We start from the raw sequence: 13,654 nt of genomic DNA on the forward strand, positions 1-13,654 counted from the left end.
TACTGCAGGGGGGACCCTGTGGGAGAGTAGGACGCCGCCGAACAATTCTTCAGAAGAACCCCCATCCGGTTTCCGGATGGGGGTTCTTCGCGTTTTCAGCCGCTTCGGCGGCGCATCCAGCTCCGTCGGCGCGGTGCCGCCATCGTGCCGACGGACGGCGGGTGGAGGGTGGCCACGGCGCTGCGGATCAGGATGCGCACCCCCTCGGCCGCCGTCTCGGCGGACATCGAGGCGCTCGTCTCCCGACCGGAGGCCTGGCTCGGCAGGTACGGCAGACGTGCGAACCCGCCGCGCAGCTCCGGGCGTTCGGTGGCGATCAGGTGCGCCAGCCCGTAGAACACGTGGTTGCAGAGGTGGGTGCCGGCGGTGTGCGAGACGGTGGCCGGGATGCCGGCCTGCTGGACCGCCTCCACGCAGGCCTTCACGGGCAGGGAGGAGAAGTACGCGGCCGGGCCGCCCGGAACGACCGGCTGGTCGAGCGGCTGGTTGCCCTTCCGGTCGGGTGTCCGGACGGCGTCGTCGAGGTTGATCGCCACCCGCTCGACCGTGAGGTCCGGCCGGTTGCCGCCCTGGCCGGTGGCGAGGACCAGTTCCGGCTCGAACCGATCCACCGCCCGGCGCAGTTCGGAGATCGAGTCGTCGAACGCCCAGGGCAGCGGGGCGAACTCCAGCGCCACCCCGGCCGGGGGCCCGGCGGCGACCAGCCGGCCCGCCTCCAGGGACGAGTTCAGGGGATCGCGGCCGAACGGTTCGAAGGCGGTCAGCAGGACGCGGATGATGGCGGACCTCCCAGAGTGCGGGAACGTACGGACCCGATTTGTGCCGTTCGAGCGTAGGGCCGTCCCGAATGTCCCGGCAAGCCCCGCCGGTTCCCGGTGGACACCATGACCTGATTTCCCGTCATGTGCGGTGCAGCGCACCGTCCGCGCGGAGGGAGGCGAGGGTGGGATAGCCGTCGACGGCCATCAGCAGGTCGGCTTCGGCGAGCAGGGAGCGCAGCACGTGGACGATGCCGTCGGTGCCCTCCAGGGCCAGGCCGTAGGCGTACGGGCGACCGACGCCGACGGCGGTGGCGCCGAGGGCGAGGGCCTTGACGACGTCGGTGCCCGAGCGGACGCCGGAGTCGAAGAGGACGGGCAGGCCGTCGGCGGCCGCGACCACGTCGGGCAGCAGGTCGAGGGCGGCCAGGCCGCCGTTGGCCTGGCGGCCGCCGTGGTTGGAGCAGTAGATGCCGTCGACGCCGCCGTCCCTGGCGCGGCGGACGTCCTCGGGGTGGCAGATGCCCTTGAGGAGGATCGGCAGGTCGGTGAGCGAGCGCAGCCAGGGCAGGTCGTCCCAGGTCAGCGGGTTGCCGAAGACGCCGGCCCACTCCAGGACGGCCGCCTGCGGGTCCTCCTCCGGTGCTTTGGCGAGGCGGGCGCGGAACACCGGGTCGGAGGTGTAGTTGGCCAGGCAGTGGCCGCGCAGCTGCGGGAAGTTGGCGGTCGCCAGGTCGCGCGGGCGCCAGCCGGTGACCCAGGTGTCCAGGGTGACGACGATGCCCCGGTAGCCCGCGGCCTCCGCCCGGTGCACCAGGCTCTCGGCCAGTGCCCGGTCGGTGGGGGTGTAGAGCTGGAAGAAGCCGGGGGTGTCGCCGAACTCGGCGGCGACCCGCTCCAGCGGATCGACCGTCAGGGTGGAGGCGACCATCGGCACGCCGGTCCGGGCGGCGGCCCGGGCGGTGGCCAGGTCCCCGTGGCCGTCCTGTGCGCACAGCCCGATCACTCCGATCGGAGCCATGAACAGCGGGGTCGGCAGTCGCAGGCCGAACAGTTCCACCGACAGGTCCCGGGTGCTCGCGCCGACCATCATCCGCGGCACCAGGCCCCACCGCCCGAAGGCGGCGACGTTCGCCCGCTGGGTGGTCTCGTCGCCCGCCCCGCCCGCGACGTAGGAGAGCACCGAGGGTGCCAGCGCCGCGCTCGCCCGCGCCTCCAGCTCGGCGAAGGCCATCGGCATCGTGGGCAGCACGCCGCCGAGCCCGCGCAGGTAGATCTCGTGCTGGTAGTCGCCGAACCGCCCCTGGAACGCCGGATCCATCCGCGGGCTGTCCTCCCGCGAGCTGTTCTTCCGCCGGCTGTCCGTCCGCTGACTGTCCATCCGTCGGCCGTCCTTCCCGTCCGCACCCGCCCGGGACCGTCCCGGCCGGCGCTGCCACCTGCCCCGCCTCCGCCGTACGGGCGGGTGGGTCGACGGCACCCCGGCATTCTCACCACGGACGGAGCGGAGGGCCAGGGGCCGGCCGCACGTGTCACGGCGACGGCGGCCTCATGGCGCCTCGACCGGGCGGACCCGGTGGCCGTACCGCCACACCGCGGCCGCGGCGAGCAGGGCGACCGCCCCGCCGAGCGGCATGACCGTGCCGGGGGAGGTGTGGTCCACCACCTGGCCACCGGCCAGCGCGCCGATCGAGAAGGCGGCCTGGAAGGCCGAGGTGAAGACCACTCCGGCGCCCTCCGGCGCGTGCGGGGCCGCGGCGAGGAACCAGCTGAGCGCGCAGACCGGGACGGCACCGTAGGCGAGGCCCCAGAGCGTCAGCAGCACAGCGGCGCCCGGGCCGCCGGTGCCGAGCAGCGGCAGCAGCAGGGCGGCGCCGGCGAGCAGGGCGGCCGCCGCGCCGAACACCGGACGCAGCGCACGTGCCGCCCGGCCGCCGGCCAGGACGTTGCCGAGCAGTCCGGCGGCGCCGTAGGCGAGCAGCAGGGCGGTGATCAGGCCGGCGCCGGCGTGGGCGGTGCCGCTGAGGAACGGGGTGACGTAGGTGTAGCTGCCGAAGTGGGCCGGCACGATCAGGAAGGTCACCACGATGCCGGTCCGGGTGCCCCGGTGGGCCAGCAGTCCGCGCAGCACGCCCAGCCCGGTGGCCGTCAACGGGGGCAGCGGCGGCAGCGACCGCAGGAGGGCGGCCAGGGTGAGCAGGGTCAGTGCGGCCATCACGAGGAAGGCGGCCCGCCAGCCGGCCAGGGAGCCGAGGAACACCCCCGCCGGTACGCCGAGCACCGAGCCGAGCGGGACGGCGGAGAAGATCAGCGTGTTGGCCCGGGCCTGCCGGTGCTCGGGGACGAGGCGCGGGGCGAGCCCGGTACCGATCGACCAGAACGCCCCGATGACCAGGCCGAGGGCGATCCGGGCGGCCAGGACCGCCCAGTAGGCCGGCGCGAGCGCGCTGAGCAGGTCCGCCAGGGTCAGGACCAGCAGCAGTGCGCAGAGCATGGTCCGCCGGTCCGCCCGCCTGGTCGCGACCGTCACCACGGGCGCGGCCACGGCGGCGACGATGCCCGGCAGAGTCATCATCAGCCCGGCGGTGCCGTCGGAGATCCGGAAGGTGTCGGCGATCGGCGTCAGCAGGCCGATCGGGAGGATCTCGGTGGTGACGATGGAGAAGACGCCGGTCGTCACGGCGAGGACGGCGAGGGTGCCGCCGTCCCGGGCGGCGCGCGGCTTCGGCGCGGGTCGAGCAGGGCGGAGGGTGGTGCCGGTCGGCATGCCGGAGGTCCCGTCGGTGGATGGTGGGTGGGTGACCCGAGTCCATCAGGACGACCGGTGGCAGGCTGGCGTGAATCGGACCTCAACGCTTGCGTCGGAGGCCGGAGTCGACCGGACGTCAACGCTTTCGTGGCGGGTCCGTTGCCCGGCGCTCTTCGGCGAGGCGGCGCTCTTCGGCGAGGCGGCGCTGCTTGGCGCGGTGAACGAGCACGTCGAGGATGCGCTGCCAGGTCGGGGAGGCCTCGGCGATCCGGGAGAAGATCACCGCCTGGTTCCCGGGCCGGCTGCTGTCGCGCCCGTGGGCGGCCTCCCAGACGTCCAGTTCGTCGATCAGCCGGTCCACGCGCGGATCGTCCGGTTCCCAGTCGAGCGACTGGTCGCAGAGCAGGAACAGCCGGATCGTCTCGGGGTCGTCGAAGGCGGCGTTCTTCTCCTGGACGCCCCGGCGCATCGCCTCCGGGTCCAGGGCCTGGTGCAGGATCCAGGTGTCACGTTCGAGCAGGACCGACCGCTCGCTGATCCCGAGCGCGCGCATCCGGTCCAGGATGGCGACCACCTCGGCCGGCAGCGCGAGCCGCTCGCCGCTCGCCAGGTCGGCGATCCGGCGGCGGTGCTCGGCGAGTTGGTCGATCCGGCGGCACAGTTCGGCGTCGAGCTCGGTGACGGCGGCGGCGAACTCCTCCGGCCGCGCGCCCAGCAGCTCGTCGATCCGGGCCAGCGGCACCCCGGCGTCGGCGAGCGTCCTGATCCGGATGAGGTCCACCGCGGCCTGCGCGTTGTACCGGCGGTAGCCGGAGCCGTCGCGTTCGGGCTCGGGCAGCAGCCCGACCTGGTGGTAGTGGCGGACGGTGCGCACGGTCACGCCTGCGGTGGCGGCGAGTTGACTGATCGTGAGCACCGTCCGGCTCCGCTTCCGTCGAGGATTCGTCGTGGTCGTGGTCGTGGTCGGCGTGGTTGTGGCCGTGGTCGAAGTCTAGGCGCGGCCCGCCCGTTCCACGACGTCGCGGATCGCCTGGACCACCGCATCGGCCCGCTCGAAGACGAACTGGCTGTGGCCGGTGTCGGAGAGGATGCGCTGCTCCCCGTTCGAGACCCTGGCCACCATGTCCGCGTACAGCCGCGTCTTGCCGTCGTGCATCGCCCGGAGGAGTTCCTCCGACATCAGCGCCTGCTGGCCGGGGTCGACGCCCAGCGGGGTGAGCGCGATCAGCGGAACGTCGGGGAGGTCCGCCCCGGCCCGCAGTTCGACGGCCAGGTCGGGCATCGAGGCGCGCTCGGCGATGCCGGCGTGGATCCAGCGCTCGCTCACGTGGTACTCGATCACGGCGTCGCGGACGTCGGCCGGGTAGTCCACCAGCAGCTCCTCGCACATCTGCCGGATGCCCGGGAGCGCCTGGCGCAGCTGTTCCTCGGTGGGCGACAGCCGCCGGGTGGCGGCCAGGTTCGCCTCGGCGGGCATGTAGTCGTCCCAGTCCGGGTGGAAGGCGTCCAGCCAGACCAGTCCGGCCACGTCCTGCGGGTACCGCTGGGCGAAGCCGTGGGCGTACGCGCCGCCGAGCGAGTGCGCGACCAGGACGTACGGGCCGGGAACGCCCTGGGCGCTCAGCAGTTCGCGCAGTTCGGTCGCGACCTCGGCGGCGGTGCGCGGCAGCGCGGCGTCGTCGCTGTAGCCGGTGCCGCCGCGGTCGTAGACCACCGCGGTGGTGAACTGCGCGGCTCCCTGCTGGACGCCGAAGTAGTCCAGGCCGATGGCGCTGGCGCCGGGCAGCAGGACGACGGCGGGCCCGCCGCTGCCCTGCCGGTGCAGGTAGAGGCGGCGGCCGTCGATCTCCTGGAAGCCGCCGACCGGAGGCTGGAACGGGGTGGCGGAAGTGCTCTCGTTCTTCATGCGGCAAGCCTCCAACCCTGACGTAGCGTCAAGGTCAAGCGCCGGTGTCGTACGGATCCGCTCGGGTGCTCAAGGGCCCGCGGTCGAGAGCTCGTGGGGCAGGGCGACGGCGGCAGGCCGAAGGCCCGGCCGGCGTGGCCAGGCCGGGTTTGACGGCTGCCGGGGCTTCCATCACCCTTCCACTAATCGAATAGTGAAAGGGTACTTTGCTGATGCCCGCTTCCGTCTCCCCGCCCGCCGGCCGGTCCGCCCCGCCCACCGTGCGATCCGCTCTGCCCGTGCCGGCCGTCCGGCGTGCGCCGCCCCTCGCCCGCCGCCCCGCCGTGCTCGCCCGCCGCCCCGCCAAGCTCGCCTGGGGCCTGGCGGCCGGGTTCGCCGCGCTCTACGCCTGCGTCGCCGTCAACCGGCACCGGCGCGGCCTCACGAAGGCCTACGACCTGGGCATCTTCGAGCAGGCCGTCCGGGCGTACGCGCACGGGCAGGCGCCGATCGTGCCGCTCAAGGGGCCCGGCTACCACCTGCTCGGGGACCACTTCCACCCGCTGATCGCCCTCCTCGCCCCCGCCTACCGGGCCTTCCCGAGCCCGCTCACCCTCGTCGTCGCCCAGGCGCTGCTGATGGCACTGGCCGTCGTCCCGCTCACCCGCTGGGCCCACGAGGTGGCCGGGCCACGGGCGGCACTGGTCGTCGGTTGCGCCACGGGGGCCTCCTGGGGGATCGTCCGGGCGGCGGCCGACGACTTCCACGAGATCGCGTTCGCGGTCCCGCTGCTCGCCTTCGCCGCCACCGCACTCGGCCGGCGCCGGCCGCTCGCCGCCGCGCTCTGGTCGCTGCCGCTGCTGCTGGTCAAGGAGGACCTGGGGCTGACGGTGGCCGCCGTGGGAGCCCTGATCGCCTGGCAGGCCCGGCGGGAGCGCCGCCGCAGTCCACTGCCGGGGCTCGTCCTCGCCACCGTCGGCCTCGCCGCGACCGCGCTCACCGTGCTCGTCGTGCTGCCGTCCTTCAATCCGAGCGGGGGTTTCGACTACTGGCAGCAGCTGGACGGCGGCGGGCGGCCCTCGCTCGGGACGCTGCCGCTGCGGCTCGGCTGGCCGCCGGTGAAGTGGCTGCTGCTGTTCCTGCTCGCTGCCACGGCGGGCTTCGCGGGCCTGCGCTCGCCGCTGCTCCTGCTCTGCGCGCCCACCCTCGCCTGGCGACTGCTCTCGGCCAACTCGCACTACTGGGGTGTCAGTTACCACTACAGCGCGGTGCTGATGCCGGTCGCGCTGGCGGCCCTGGTGGACGTCCTGCGGCACTTCGACGCCCGCCGGGTCCGCCGCTCACTCGCCGTCAGCGCCCTGGTGACCGCCGTGACGCTGCCGCTCTACCCGCTGCACGAGGTGGTGATGCCCGAGGCCTGGCGCACCCCGCCCCGGCTCACCGCCACCCGGGCGCTGCTCCACCGGATATCCGACGACGCCACCGTGGCCGCCTCCAACCGGCTGGCGGCGCAGCTCACCGGCCGGGCCGAGGTCACCCTGGTGTGCCGTGCGCCGGTGGGTCCCGGACCGCAGTGGGTGGCCGTGGACCTGCGCGACCCGAGCGTGCGGTCCCCGTGCGCCACGGCCGACACCGCCCGGATGCTGGCCCTCTACCGGGAGCGCGGCTACCAGCCGCTGATCGACCAGGACGGCCTGCTCCTGCTGCACCGTCCCTGAGGAGCGTCCGCCGGCGCCCCGGGGCCGGCTTGACCCGTGCGCCGCAGTGGGTCACTATTCCACTATTGAACTAGTGAAAGGCCGAAAAGCCGGTGATCGAGTACCGCATTGAGCGGCGCAGCGGCGTCTCCACGTACCAGCAGATCGTGCAGCAGACCAAGCAGGCCCTGCGGCTCGGACTGCTCCAGCCCGGAGACAAGCTGCCGACCGCCCGTGAGGTGGTCGAACTGACCGCGATCAACCCCAACACCGTGCTGAAGGCCTATCGCGAACTCGAACGCGAGGGGCTGGTCGAACCCCGCCCGGGGCTCGGCACCTTCGTCCAGCGCTCGCTCGCCCGGCCGGAGGCGGCGGCGGACGGGCCGCTGCGCGCGGACCTGGTCGGGTGGGTGGACCGGGCCCGGGAGGCCGGACTGGAGCGCGAGGACATCGCCGCTCTGATGGCCTCCGTCCTGGAGCAGCGCTTCGACGCCGGGGTCTCCGGCACCGACACCGGGGTCTGAGACCCCTCGGCAACACCGAACAGAGAACAGTGGGGGACCGGGTGGACGACCCGATGACCACGGCGCCCGCGTCGGCGCCGGCCCTGGAGGCGGAAGGCCTCGGCAGGATGTACCGGAACGGCTGGGCCCTGCGCGGCTGCGACGTCACCGTCCCGGCCGGGCGGATCTGCGGGGTGGTGGGGCCCAACGGCGCGGGCAAGAGCACCCTGCTCGCCCTCGCCGCCGGCCAACTCGCGCCCACCGAAGGAGGGTTGCGAGTGCTCGGCGCCGACGCCGGCGCACCCGGGCTGCGCGCCCGCGTCGCCTACGTGCCGCAGGACAAGCCGCTCTATCCGGGCCTCACCGTCGCCGAGACGCTGCGGATGGGCCGCGAGCTCAACCCGGTGTGGGACGATCAGATGGCCCGACGGATCGTGGACCAGGGCGAGTTGAATCCCAAGGCGCGGATCGGCTCGCTCTCCGGCGGCCAGCGCACCAGGGTCTGCCTCGCCCTCGCCCTCGGCAAGGTGCCCGACCTGCTGCTGCTCGACGAGCCGATGGCCGACCTCGACCCGCTCGCCCGGCACCAGCTGATGGGCACCCTGATGTCCACCGCCGCCGAGCGCGGCACCAGCGTCGTGCTGTCCTCGCACATCCTCCCCGAGCTGGACGGCGTCATCGACCACCTGATCCTGGTCCAGCGCGGACGCATCCGGCTGGCCGGCGACCTGGACGAGATCCTCGACGGGCACCGGCTGCTCACCGGCCTGGCCGCCCGAAGCTCCTCCCTGGCCGCCGAGTCGGTGGTCGAGCAGCGCGTCAGCGGCCGACGGGTCGTCGCGCTGGTCCGCACCGACGAGCCGGTGGACGGCGAGTGGGAGAGCGAGCGACCGAGCCTGGAGGACCTGCTGCTCGGCTACCTCCGCGCACCCGCCGACCCGAACGACCGTAACGAGGTAGCCGCATGAGCACCGAGGTCCTGCCCGACCGCACCACCGCTCCCACTGCCTCCTCCACCCCGAAGCCCGCTCTGCGCGGAATCCTCTGGCTGGTGCTCCGTCAGAACCGGCTGCTCCTCTGGACCCTGGGGGTTCTGGTGGTGCTGGTGGTGGCCGACCTCCTGTGGATCCACATCGCCTGCGACCGGATCGTGAGCGAACTGCGCCGGACCGACTGCTACTCCCCCGAGACCTGGGCGAGAAAGGAGTGCTGGAACCGCGTCGAGCCGCTCGACCGTCCGAACGGCTGGTACCTCCGGGTCCTCCAGCCCGCCGTGACCGCGCTCCCGCTGCTGGTCGGCGTGTTCGTCGGCGCCCCGCTGCTGGCCCAGGAGTACGAACGCGGGACCGTCCGCCTGATCCGGGCCCAGTCCGTCAGCCCGATCCGGTGGCTGGCCGTCCGCCTCGCCGTTCCCGGCCTCGCCGTCCTGGCCGCCGCCGGCGTGATCGCGGTGCTGATGACCTGGGTGTGGTGGACGGACATCGTGCGCGGCCCGGTCGCCTTCGACCCGCCGTTCCAGTACATGACCTACCCGGCCCTCGGGGTCGCCCCCGTCGCCTGGTCCCTGTTCGCCCTGGCCCTCGGCGTCCTCGTCGGCCAGCTCGTCCGCCGCGCCCTGCCCGCCATGTTCCTCACCGGCGCCCTCGTCGCGGCCACCCACGGCCTGGTCCTCTGGGCCCGCCCCTACTTCTACCCGGCCGTGGACCGGGTCGCCGCCCTGCGCACCACCGAACCCAGCAACTCCTGGCTGCTCGACCGCGGCATCGTCCTCCCCGACGGCTCCCGCGTCAGCACCAGCAGCTGCGGTTTCAGCTTCAGCACCGACTGCGACGGCGCCACCGCCTCCTGGCTCCGCTACCACCCGGCCGACCACCTCGTCCCCGTCCAACTCGTCGAGGCCGGCATCCTCCTGGCCCTCACCCTGGCCCTGCTCCTCGTCGTCTTCCGCCGCATCCGCGCATAGCTCCCCGCACCCCGCCCGGCCGTGCGGGGCGACAACCACCAAGGCCAGGAGCCGAGTCGACGACTCGGGTCCTGGCCTTGGTGCTCGGAAGCGCAGAGTGCGGTGCGAAGTATTCACCTCCACCGCCATTGAGTGATCGCCGGCCATGGCGGGCGATCCCGATGTCATCGGTCGGACCGCCGCGCTGGTCGGCTTCCTGCGCGACGAGAACGTGTACCACCGGCACCAGCAGCTGGTGCAGCAGGACGAGCGGCGTTCGACGAAAGGCCCCCGGACGCGGCCCTTTCGCCGCCGCGCGGGGCACCGCCACAATGGGCGTGTCGATCGCGGAAGTGGGGGAACCGGGGTGGAGTGGCTGCTGGGGATCGGTGGGGCCCTGCTGCTCGGGGTGCTGACCAATCTGGTGTACGACTTCGCCAAGTTCGGCGGCTCCCGGCTCGGTTCCCGGGTGCCGGTGCCGCTGGTCCGGCGGGCGGGCCTGACGGCGGCGGCCCGGGCGCACGACGTGCGGGCGAACGGACTGGCGCCGCTGATCACCTGGTCGGCGAGCCGCCCGCTGGCGCCGAGCACGCTGGTGACGGCGCACCGCGGGCGGGTGGAGCGCCCGCACGTGCTGGACGCGGTCGGGTGGACCGAGGAGGTGGCGCGTCGGCGGGCGGCCGGTGCGGCGGGCCGCACGGCCTACATCTCGCGGCTGACGGTCGATCACGGCGAGCACGGCGGTGCGCGGGTCTGCGAGGTCGACATCGCGGAGAGCGACTACGCGGAGTGCATGGCCACCACCGGACTGGGCCGGGAGGACCCGGAGGCGGCCCGGCTGCTGCGCGAGGCGCTGGACGAGGGCCTGACGAGCTTCGTGGCCGTCGCGCCGCCCACGATGGTCAGCGCCTGCGTCGCGGTGCGGGACCGGCGGGGCCGGCTGTTGCTGCTCCGCCGCTCGCTGGCGGTCACCACCTTCCCGGCGCAGTGGACGGTCGGGATCAACGAGACGATGAAGTACCGGGACGAGCCGGGAGCCGCCGAGGACTTCTACGGGCTGGTCCGGCGGGCGCTGGAGGAGGAGCTGGGGCTGCTGCCGGACGACGTCGGGCCGGCCGTGATCACATGGCTGGGCTGGAGCGAGCCGGCCTCCTGCTACACGCTGGTGGCCACCGTCAGGTCCCGGCTCGACGCGGCCGAGATCGACCGCCGCCGCGAGGGCTGCCACAGCACCTTCGAGCACGACATGGCCGTCTGGGTGCCGTTCACCCGCCGTACGGTCTCCGAGCTGATCGAGGGCGGCACCTGCCCGGACGGCTCGCGGCGCTGGTCGTACCTCGCGCCGCTGGTGGCCTGGGAGGCCTGGCGGGCGGCGCAGCAGGAGCGGGCGTAGGGCGGACGGTCGTCGGGTGGAACGGTCGTTCCCGGGAGCGGTCGATCCGGCCACCGGCCACCGACAACCGGCCACCGACAACCGGCCCGCACCCGGTCAGCCGACGGCGGTCCGCCAGTCCGCCGGCCCGCTCGCCGGGAGGTGCCCGGGCAGGCCCGGGGTCCAGCGCTTCGAGCCGTCCGGCAGCACGGCCAGGGCCTCGACGCCGGGTCGGCGCGCGGCCCAGGCGAGCGCCCGGACCGGGCCCATGGCGAAGGCGGCGGTGGCCCACGCGTCGGTGCGGGCGATGCCCGTGCCCGGGGCACCGACCAGGGTGAGCGAGGCCAGACCGTCGGCCGGGCGGCCGGTGTGCGGGTCGAGGATGTGCGCTCCGCGCTCGGCGGTGCCGGAGGTGGCCACGGCCAGATCGTGGCCGGCCAGGACGGCGGCCAGCAGACCCGGCTGCCGGGGGTCGGCGATGCCGATCCGCCACGGCCCGCCCGCGCACTGCACGTCTCCGCCGCCGCTGACGCAGTACTGCCGGGAGCCGGAGGAGCGCAGCAGGGCGGCCGCCCGCTCGACCGCCCAGCCCTTGACCCAGCCGCTGGGGTCGAGCCGGCCGCCCGGCCGCTCGCTGAAGTAGCCGTCGGTCTCGGCGGCCACCTCCCGGCAGGCGGCCAGGACGGCGTGGACCTCCGGATCGCAGTCGTCCAGGGCGAGTTCGCCCCGGTCGAGACGGCTGATGTCGCTGTCCGGCCGGTAGGTCGAGAACACCGCGTCGATCCGGTGCAGTCGTTCGGCGATCCGCTCCAGCACGGCCGGGGTCCCGGGGCCGGGGTCGCGCACGGTGACGGAGAAGACGGTGCCCATCACGGGCTCGGCGTGGCGCAGCACGGGCCGCCTCAGCCCTCGGCCCGGTCGAGGGCGCTCTGCAGGGAGCGGACGTAGCCGTCGCTGGTGTACGTCGCGCCGCTGACCACGTCGATCCTGGCGCTCTGCGCGGCTATCGCCTCCTGGTTGAGGACCGGCAGCGCGGAGCTGTTGATCTCGCGGTCGCGCCGTTCGGAGTTCGGGTACCTGACCACGTCGACGGCGGTGATCCTGCTGCCGGCCAGGGTGACCTGCACCTGCACCGGCCCGTAGCGGGTGTTGACGGTGTCGCCGCTGACCTTCCGCGTGGTGCCCGTGGCGGAGGCGGAGGCGGAGGCGGAGGCGGACGGGGAGGCGGAGGCCGCGGGGGCGTTCGACGACCCCGAGACGTCGGTGCCCGAACCGGTTCCGGCTCCGGAGCCGACGGCGGTGCCGGAACCGGTGCCCGCCCCCGAGCCGATCACCGGGGCGGGCCCGGACGCCTCGTGCGGTTTGAGGGACAGCAGCAGCACCACCCCGGCCGCGGTGGCGGCGCTGGTGACGACGGTTCGGCGCATGGGATCGACGCTCCTCAGGGAAGTGGAAAGCGGGAACGGGTTCAGAAGGAGAAGCTCTCGTGGTGGATGCGCCCGGGCCGCACCCCCGCCGCCCGCAGCGCGCGGACGGCCTCCTCGGCCAGGGCGTCCGGGCCGCACAGGTAGACCTCGTGCTCGGCGAGGTCCGGGACCAGCCGGGCCAGCGCGCCGCGGAGGTCGCCGACCTGCTCGCGCGTGCCGAGCAGCTCGTGCACCGCCGCGCCGCGCCGCCGGGCGACCTCGGCCAGCTCCGCCCGGAACAGCACGTCCTGCGGCCGCCGGGCCCGCTGGACCAGCGTGACGTCTCCCGGCAGGGTCTCGAACAGGGCGCGCAGCGGGGTGATCCCCACCCCGGCCCCGAGCAGCAGCACCCGGCGCTGCCGCAGTCGCCGCCCGGTGAACGCCCCGTACGGGCCCTCGGCGCGCACCTTGGTGCCCGGGCGCAGGGCGGCCACCGCGGCGCTGTGCCCGCCGAGGTCCTTGACGGTGAAGCGCAGGAAGCGCGGGTGTGGCGGGGCGGACAGCGAGTACGGGTTGGCGGCCCAGCGCAGCCCGGGCGCCTGGAACTGGAGCCGGAAGAACTGGCCGGGCTCGGCGCGCAGTTCGTCGAGTCGCCGTCCGGTGAGGAACAGCGACACCACACCGGGGCCCTCCGGTCGTACCTCGGCGACCTCCAGACGGTGCCGCCGGTCGAGCAGCCACGGCCGCAGCAGCCGGAACCACCCGACCAGGCCGGCCGTGCCGAAGTAGAGGGCGTACCAGGCGGCCCGGCCCGGGCCGCCGCCCAGGTCCACACCGGTGGCCGACTGGTGGGCGAAGGCCAGTGCCACCGCGAGGTAGGTCGCCAGGTGCAGGTGGTACCAGGTCTCGTACGGGAGGCGGCGGCGCGCGATCCGGGCGGAGACCGCTCCGGTGCCGAACAGCAGCAGGGTGCCCAGGGTGGCCTTGAGCATCTCGGGGTAGTGGAAGACGACCTCCACGCCCTCGCCGACCAGGCCGCGCCCGTCGGTCAGCGCGTAGCCCCAGACGATCGTCAGCACGTGCACCGAGACCAGGGCCACCATCCAGCGCCCGCCGAAGGCGTGCCAGCGCGCCAGCCGGTCGGCACCGACCCCGCGCTCCACCGGCGGCAGCCGGGCCATCAGCAGGAGCAGCACCGGCGCGGCGTAGCCGGCCAGCAGCCCGGTGATCCGGCCGGCACCGGTCAGCCAGCCGGCCGCGCCGACCACCGACGGGGTGCCCGTCCACCACAGCGCGAGCACGCCGAGCGCGCCCACGGCGATCAGGCCGAGTGCCGCGCGCG

13 protein-coding genes are annotated in these 13,654 nt (G+C 74.2%); 5 read left to right on the forward strand and 8 right to left on the reverse strand.

The features are described from left to right. Positions 1-95 precede the first annotated feature (95 nt). The 5 genes from pcp to ABZ449_RS40440 all read right to left on the reverse strand — a co-directional run bounded on the left by pcp (position 96) and on the right by ABZ449_RS40440 (position 5,413). Positions 96-779, reverse strand: coding sequence for a pyroglutamyl-peptidase I (pcp, locus tag ABZ449_RS40420; RefSeq protein ID WP_360356727.1), 684 nt, complete (start codon positions 777-779; stop codon positions 96-98). A 121-nt stretch (positions 780-900) separates the two neighbouring features. Then, entirely contained in the window at positions 901-2,079 is a 1,179-nt protein-coding gene (locus ABZ449_RS40425) for an alpha-hydroxy-acid oxidizing protein (RefSeq protein WP_360356730.1), read from the reverse strand. A 228-nt stretch (positions 2,080-2,307) separates the two neighbouring features. Next, entirely contained in the window at positions 2,308-3,525 is a 1,218-nt protein-coding gene (locus ABZ449_RS40430; protein ID WP_360356700.1) for an MFS transporter, read from the reverse strand. Between the two features lie 118 nt (positions 3,526-3,643). Further along, the gene (locus tag ABZ449_RS40435) at positions 3,644-4,423 is read right to left on the reverse strand and encodes a MerR family transcriptional regulator (RefSeq protein ID WP_360356703.1); all 780 of its coding nucleotides are present in this window, start codon (positions 4,421-4,423) and stop codon (positions 3,644-3,646) included. A 75-nt stretch (positions 4,424-4,498) separates the two neighbouring features. Continuing rightward, positions 4,499-5,413, reverse strand: coding sequence for an alpha/beta hydrolase (locus ABZ449_RS40440; protein WP_360356705.1), 915 nt, complete (start codon positions 5,411-5,413; stop codon positions 4,499-4,501). Positions 5,414-5,691: 278 nt separating this feature from the next. Here ABZ449_RS40440 and ABZ449_RS40445 point away from each other — a divergent pair, with 278 nt between their 5' ends. From ABZ449_RS40445 to ABZ449_RS40465, 5 genes are all read left to right on the forward strand, one after another. Beyond that, positions 5,692-7,110, forward strand: a complete 1,419-nt coding sequence (locus ABZ449_RS40445; protein WP_360356708.1) for a DUF2079 domain-containing protein — start codon at positions 5,692-5,694, stop codon at positions 7,108-7,110. A 92-nt stretch (positions 7,111-7,202) separates the two neighbouring features. Continuing rightward, positions 7,203-7,613, forward strand: a complete 411-nt coding sequence (locus ABZ449_RS40450) for a GntR family transcriptional regulator (RefSeq protein WP_360356711.1) — start codon at positions 7,203-7,205, stop codon at positions 7,611-7,613. A gap of 53 nt (positions 7,614-7,666) precedes the next feature. Further along, positions 7,667-8,560 (forward strand): ABC transporter ATP-binding protein, encoded by an 894-nt coding sequence (locus ABZ449_RS40455; RefSeq protein ID WP_360356714.1) that lies wholly within the window; start codon positions 7,667-7,669, stop codon positions 8,558-8,560. Further along, a complete protein-coding gene (locus tag ABZ449_RS40460) occupies positions 8,557-9,555 on the forward strand; it encodes a hypothetical protein (RefSeq protein ID WP_360356717.1) in 999 nt (332 codons plus the stop codon). Before ABZ449_RS40455 ends, ABZ449_RS40460 begins: the two co-directional genes overlap by 4 nt. 346 nt (positions 9,556-9,901) lie before the next feature. Continuing rightward, positions 9,902-10,927, forward strand: coding sequence for an NUDIX domain-containing protein (locus tag ABZ449_RS40465; protein WP_360356720.1), 1,026 nt, complete (start codon positions 9,902-9,904; stop codon positions 10,925-10,927). A gap of 96 nt (positions 10,928-11,023) precedes the next feature. Here the strand turns inward: ABZ449_RS40465 and ABZ449_RS40470 are convergent, their stop codons facing one another. The 3 genes from ABZ449_RS40470 to ABZ449_RS40480 form a co-directional block, all read right to left on the reverse strand. Next, positions 11,024-11,776, reverse strand: a complete 753-nt coding sequence (locus ABZ449_RS40470) for an FAD:protein FMN transferase (RefSeq protein WP_360356733.1) — start codon at positions 11,774-11,776, stop codon at positions 11,024-11,026. Between the two features lie 32 nt (positions 11,777-11,808). Beyond that, positions 11,809-12,333: an FMN-binding protein gene (locus ABZ449_RS40475; protein WP_360356722.1), complete on the reverse strand. Its 525-nt coding sequence runs from the start codon at positions 12,331-12,333 to the stop codon at positions 11,809-11,811. Between the two features lie 41 nt (positions 12,334-12,374). Next, on the reverse strand, positions 12,375-13,654 hold a 1,280-nt coding region (locus tag ABZ449_RS40480; protein ID WP_360356725.1), incomplete at its 5' end, for a ferric reductase-like transmembrane domain-containing protein.

It is taken from the genome of Kitasatospora sp. NPDC005856, assembly GCF_040629945.1.
In the GTDB taxonomy this organism is placed as follows: Bacteria; Actinomycetota; Actinomycetes; order Streptomycetales; family Streptomycetaceae; genus Kitasatospora.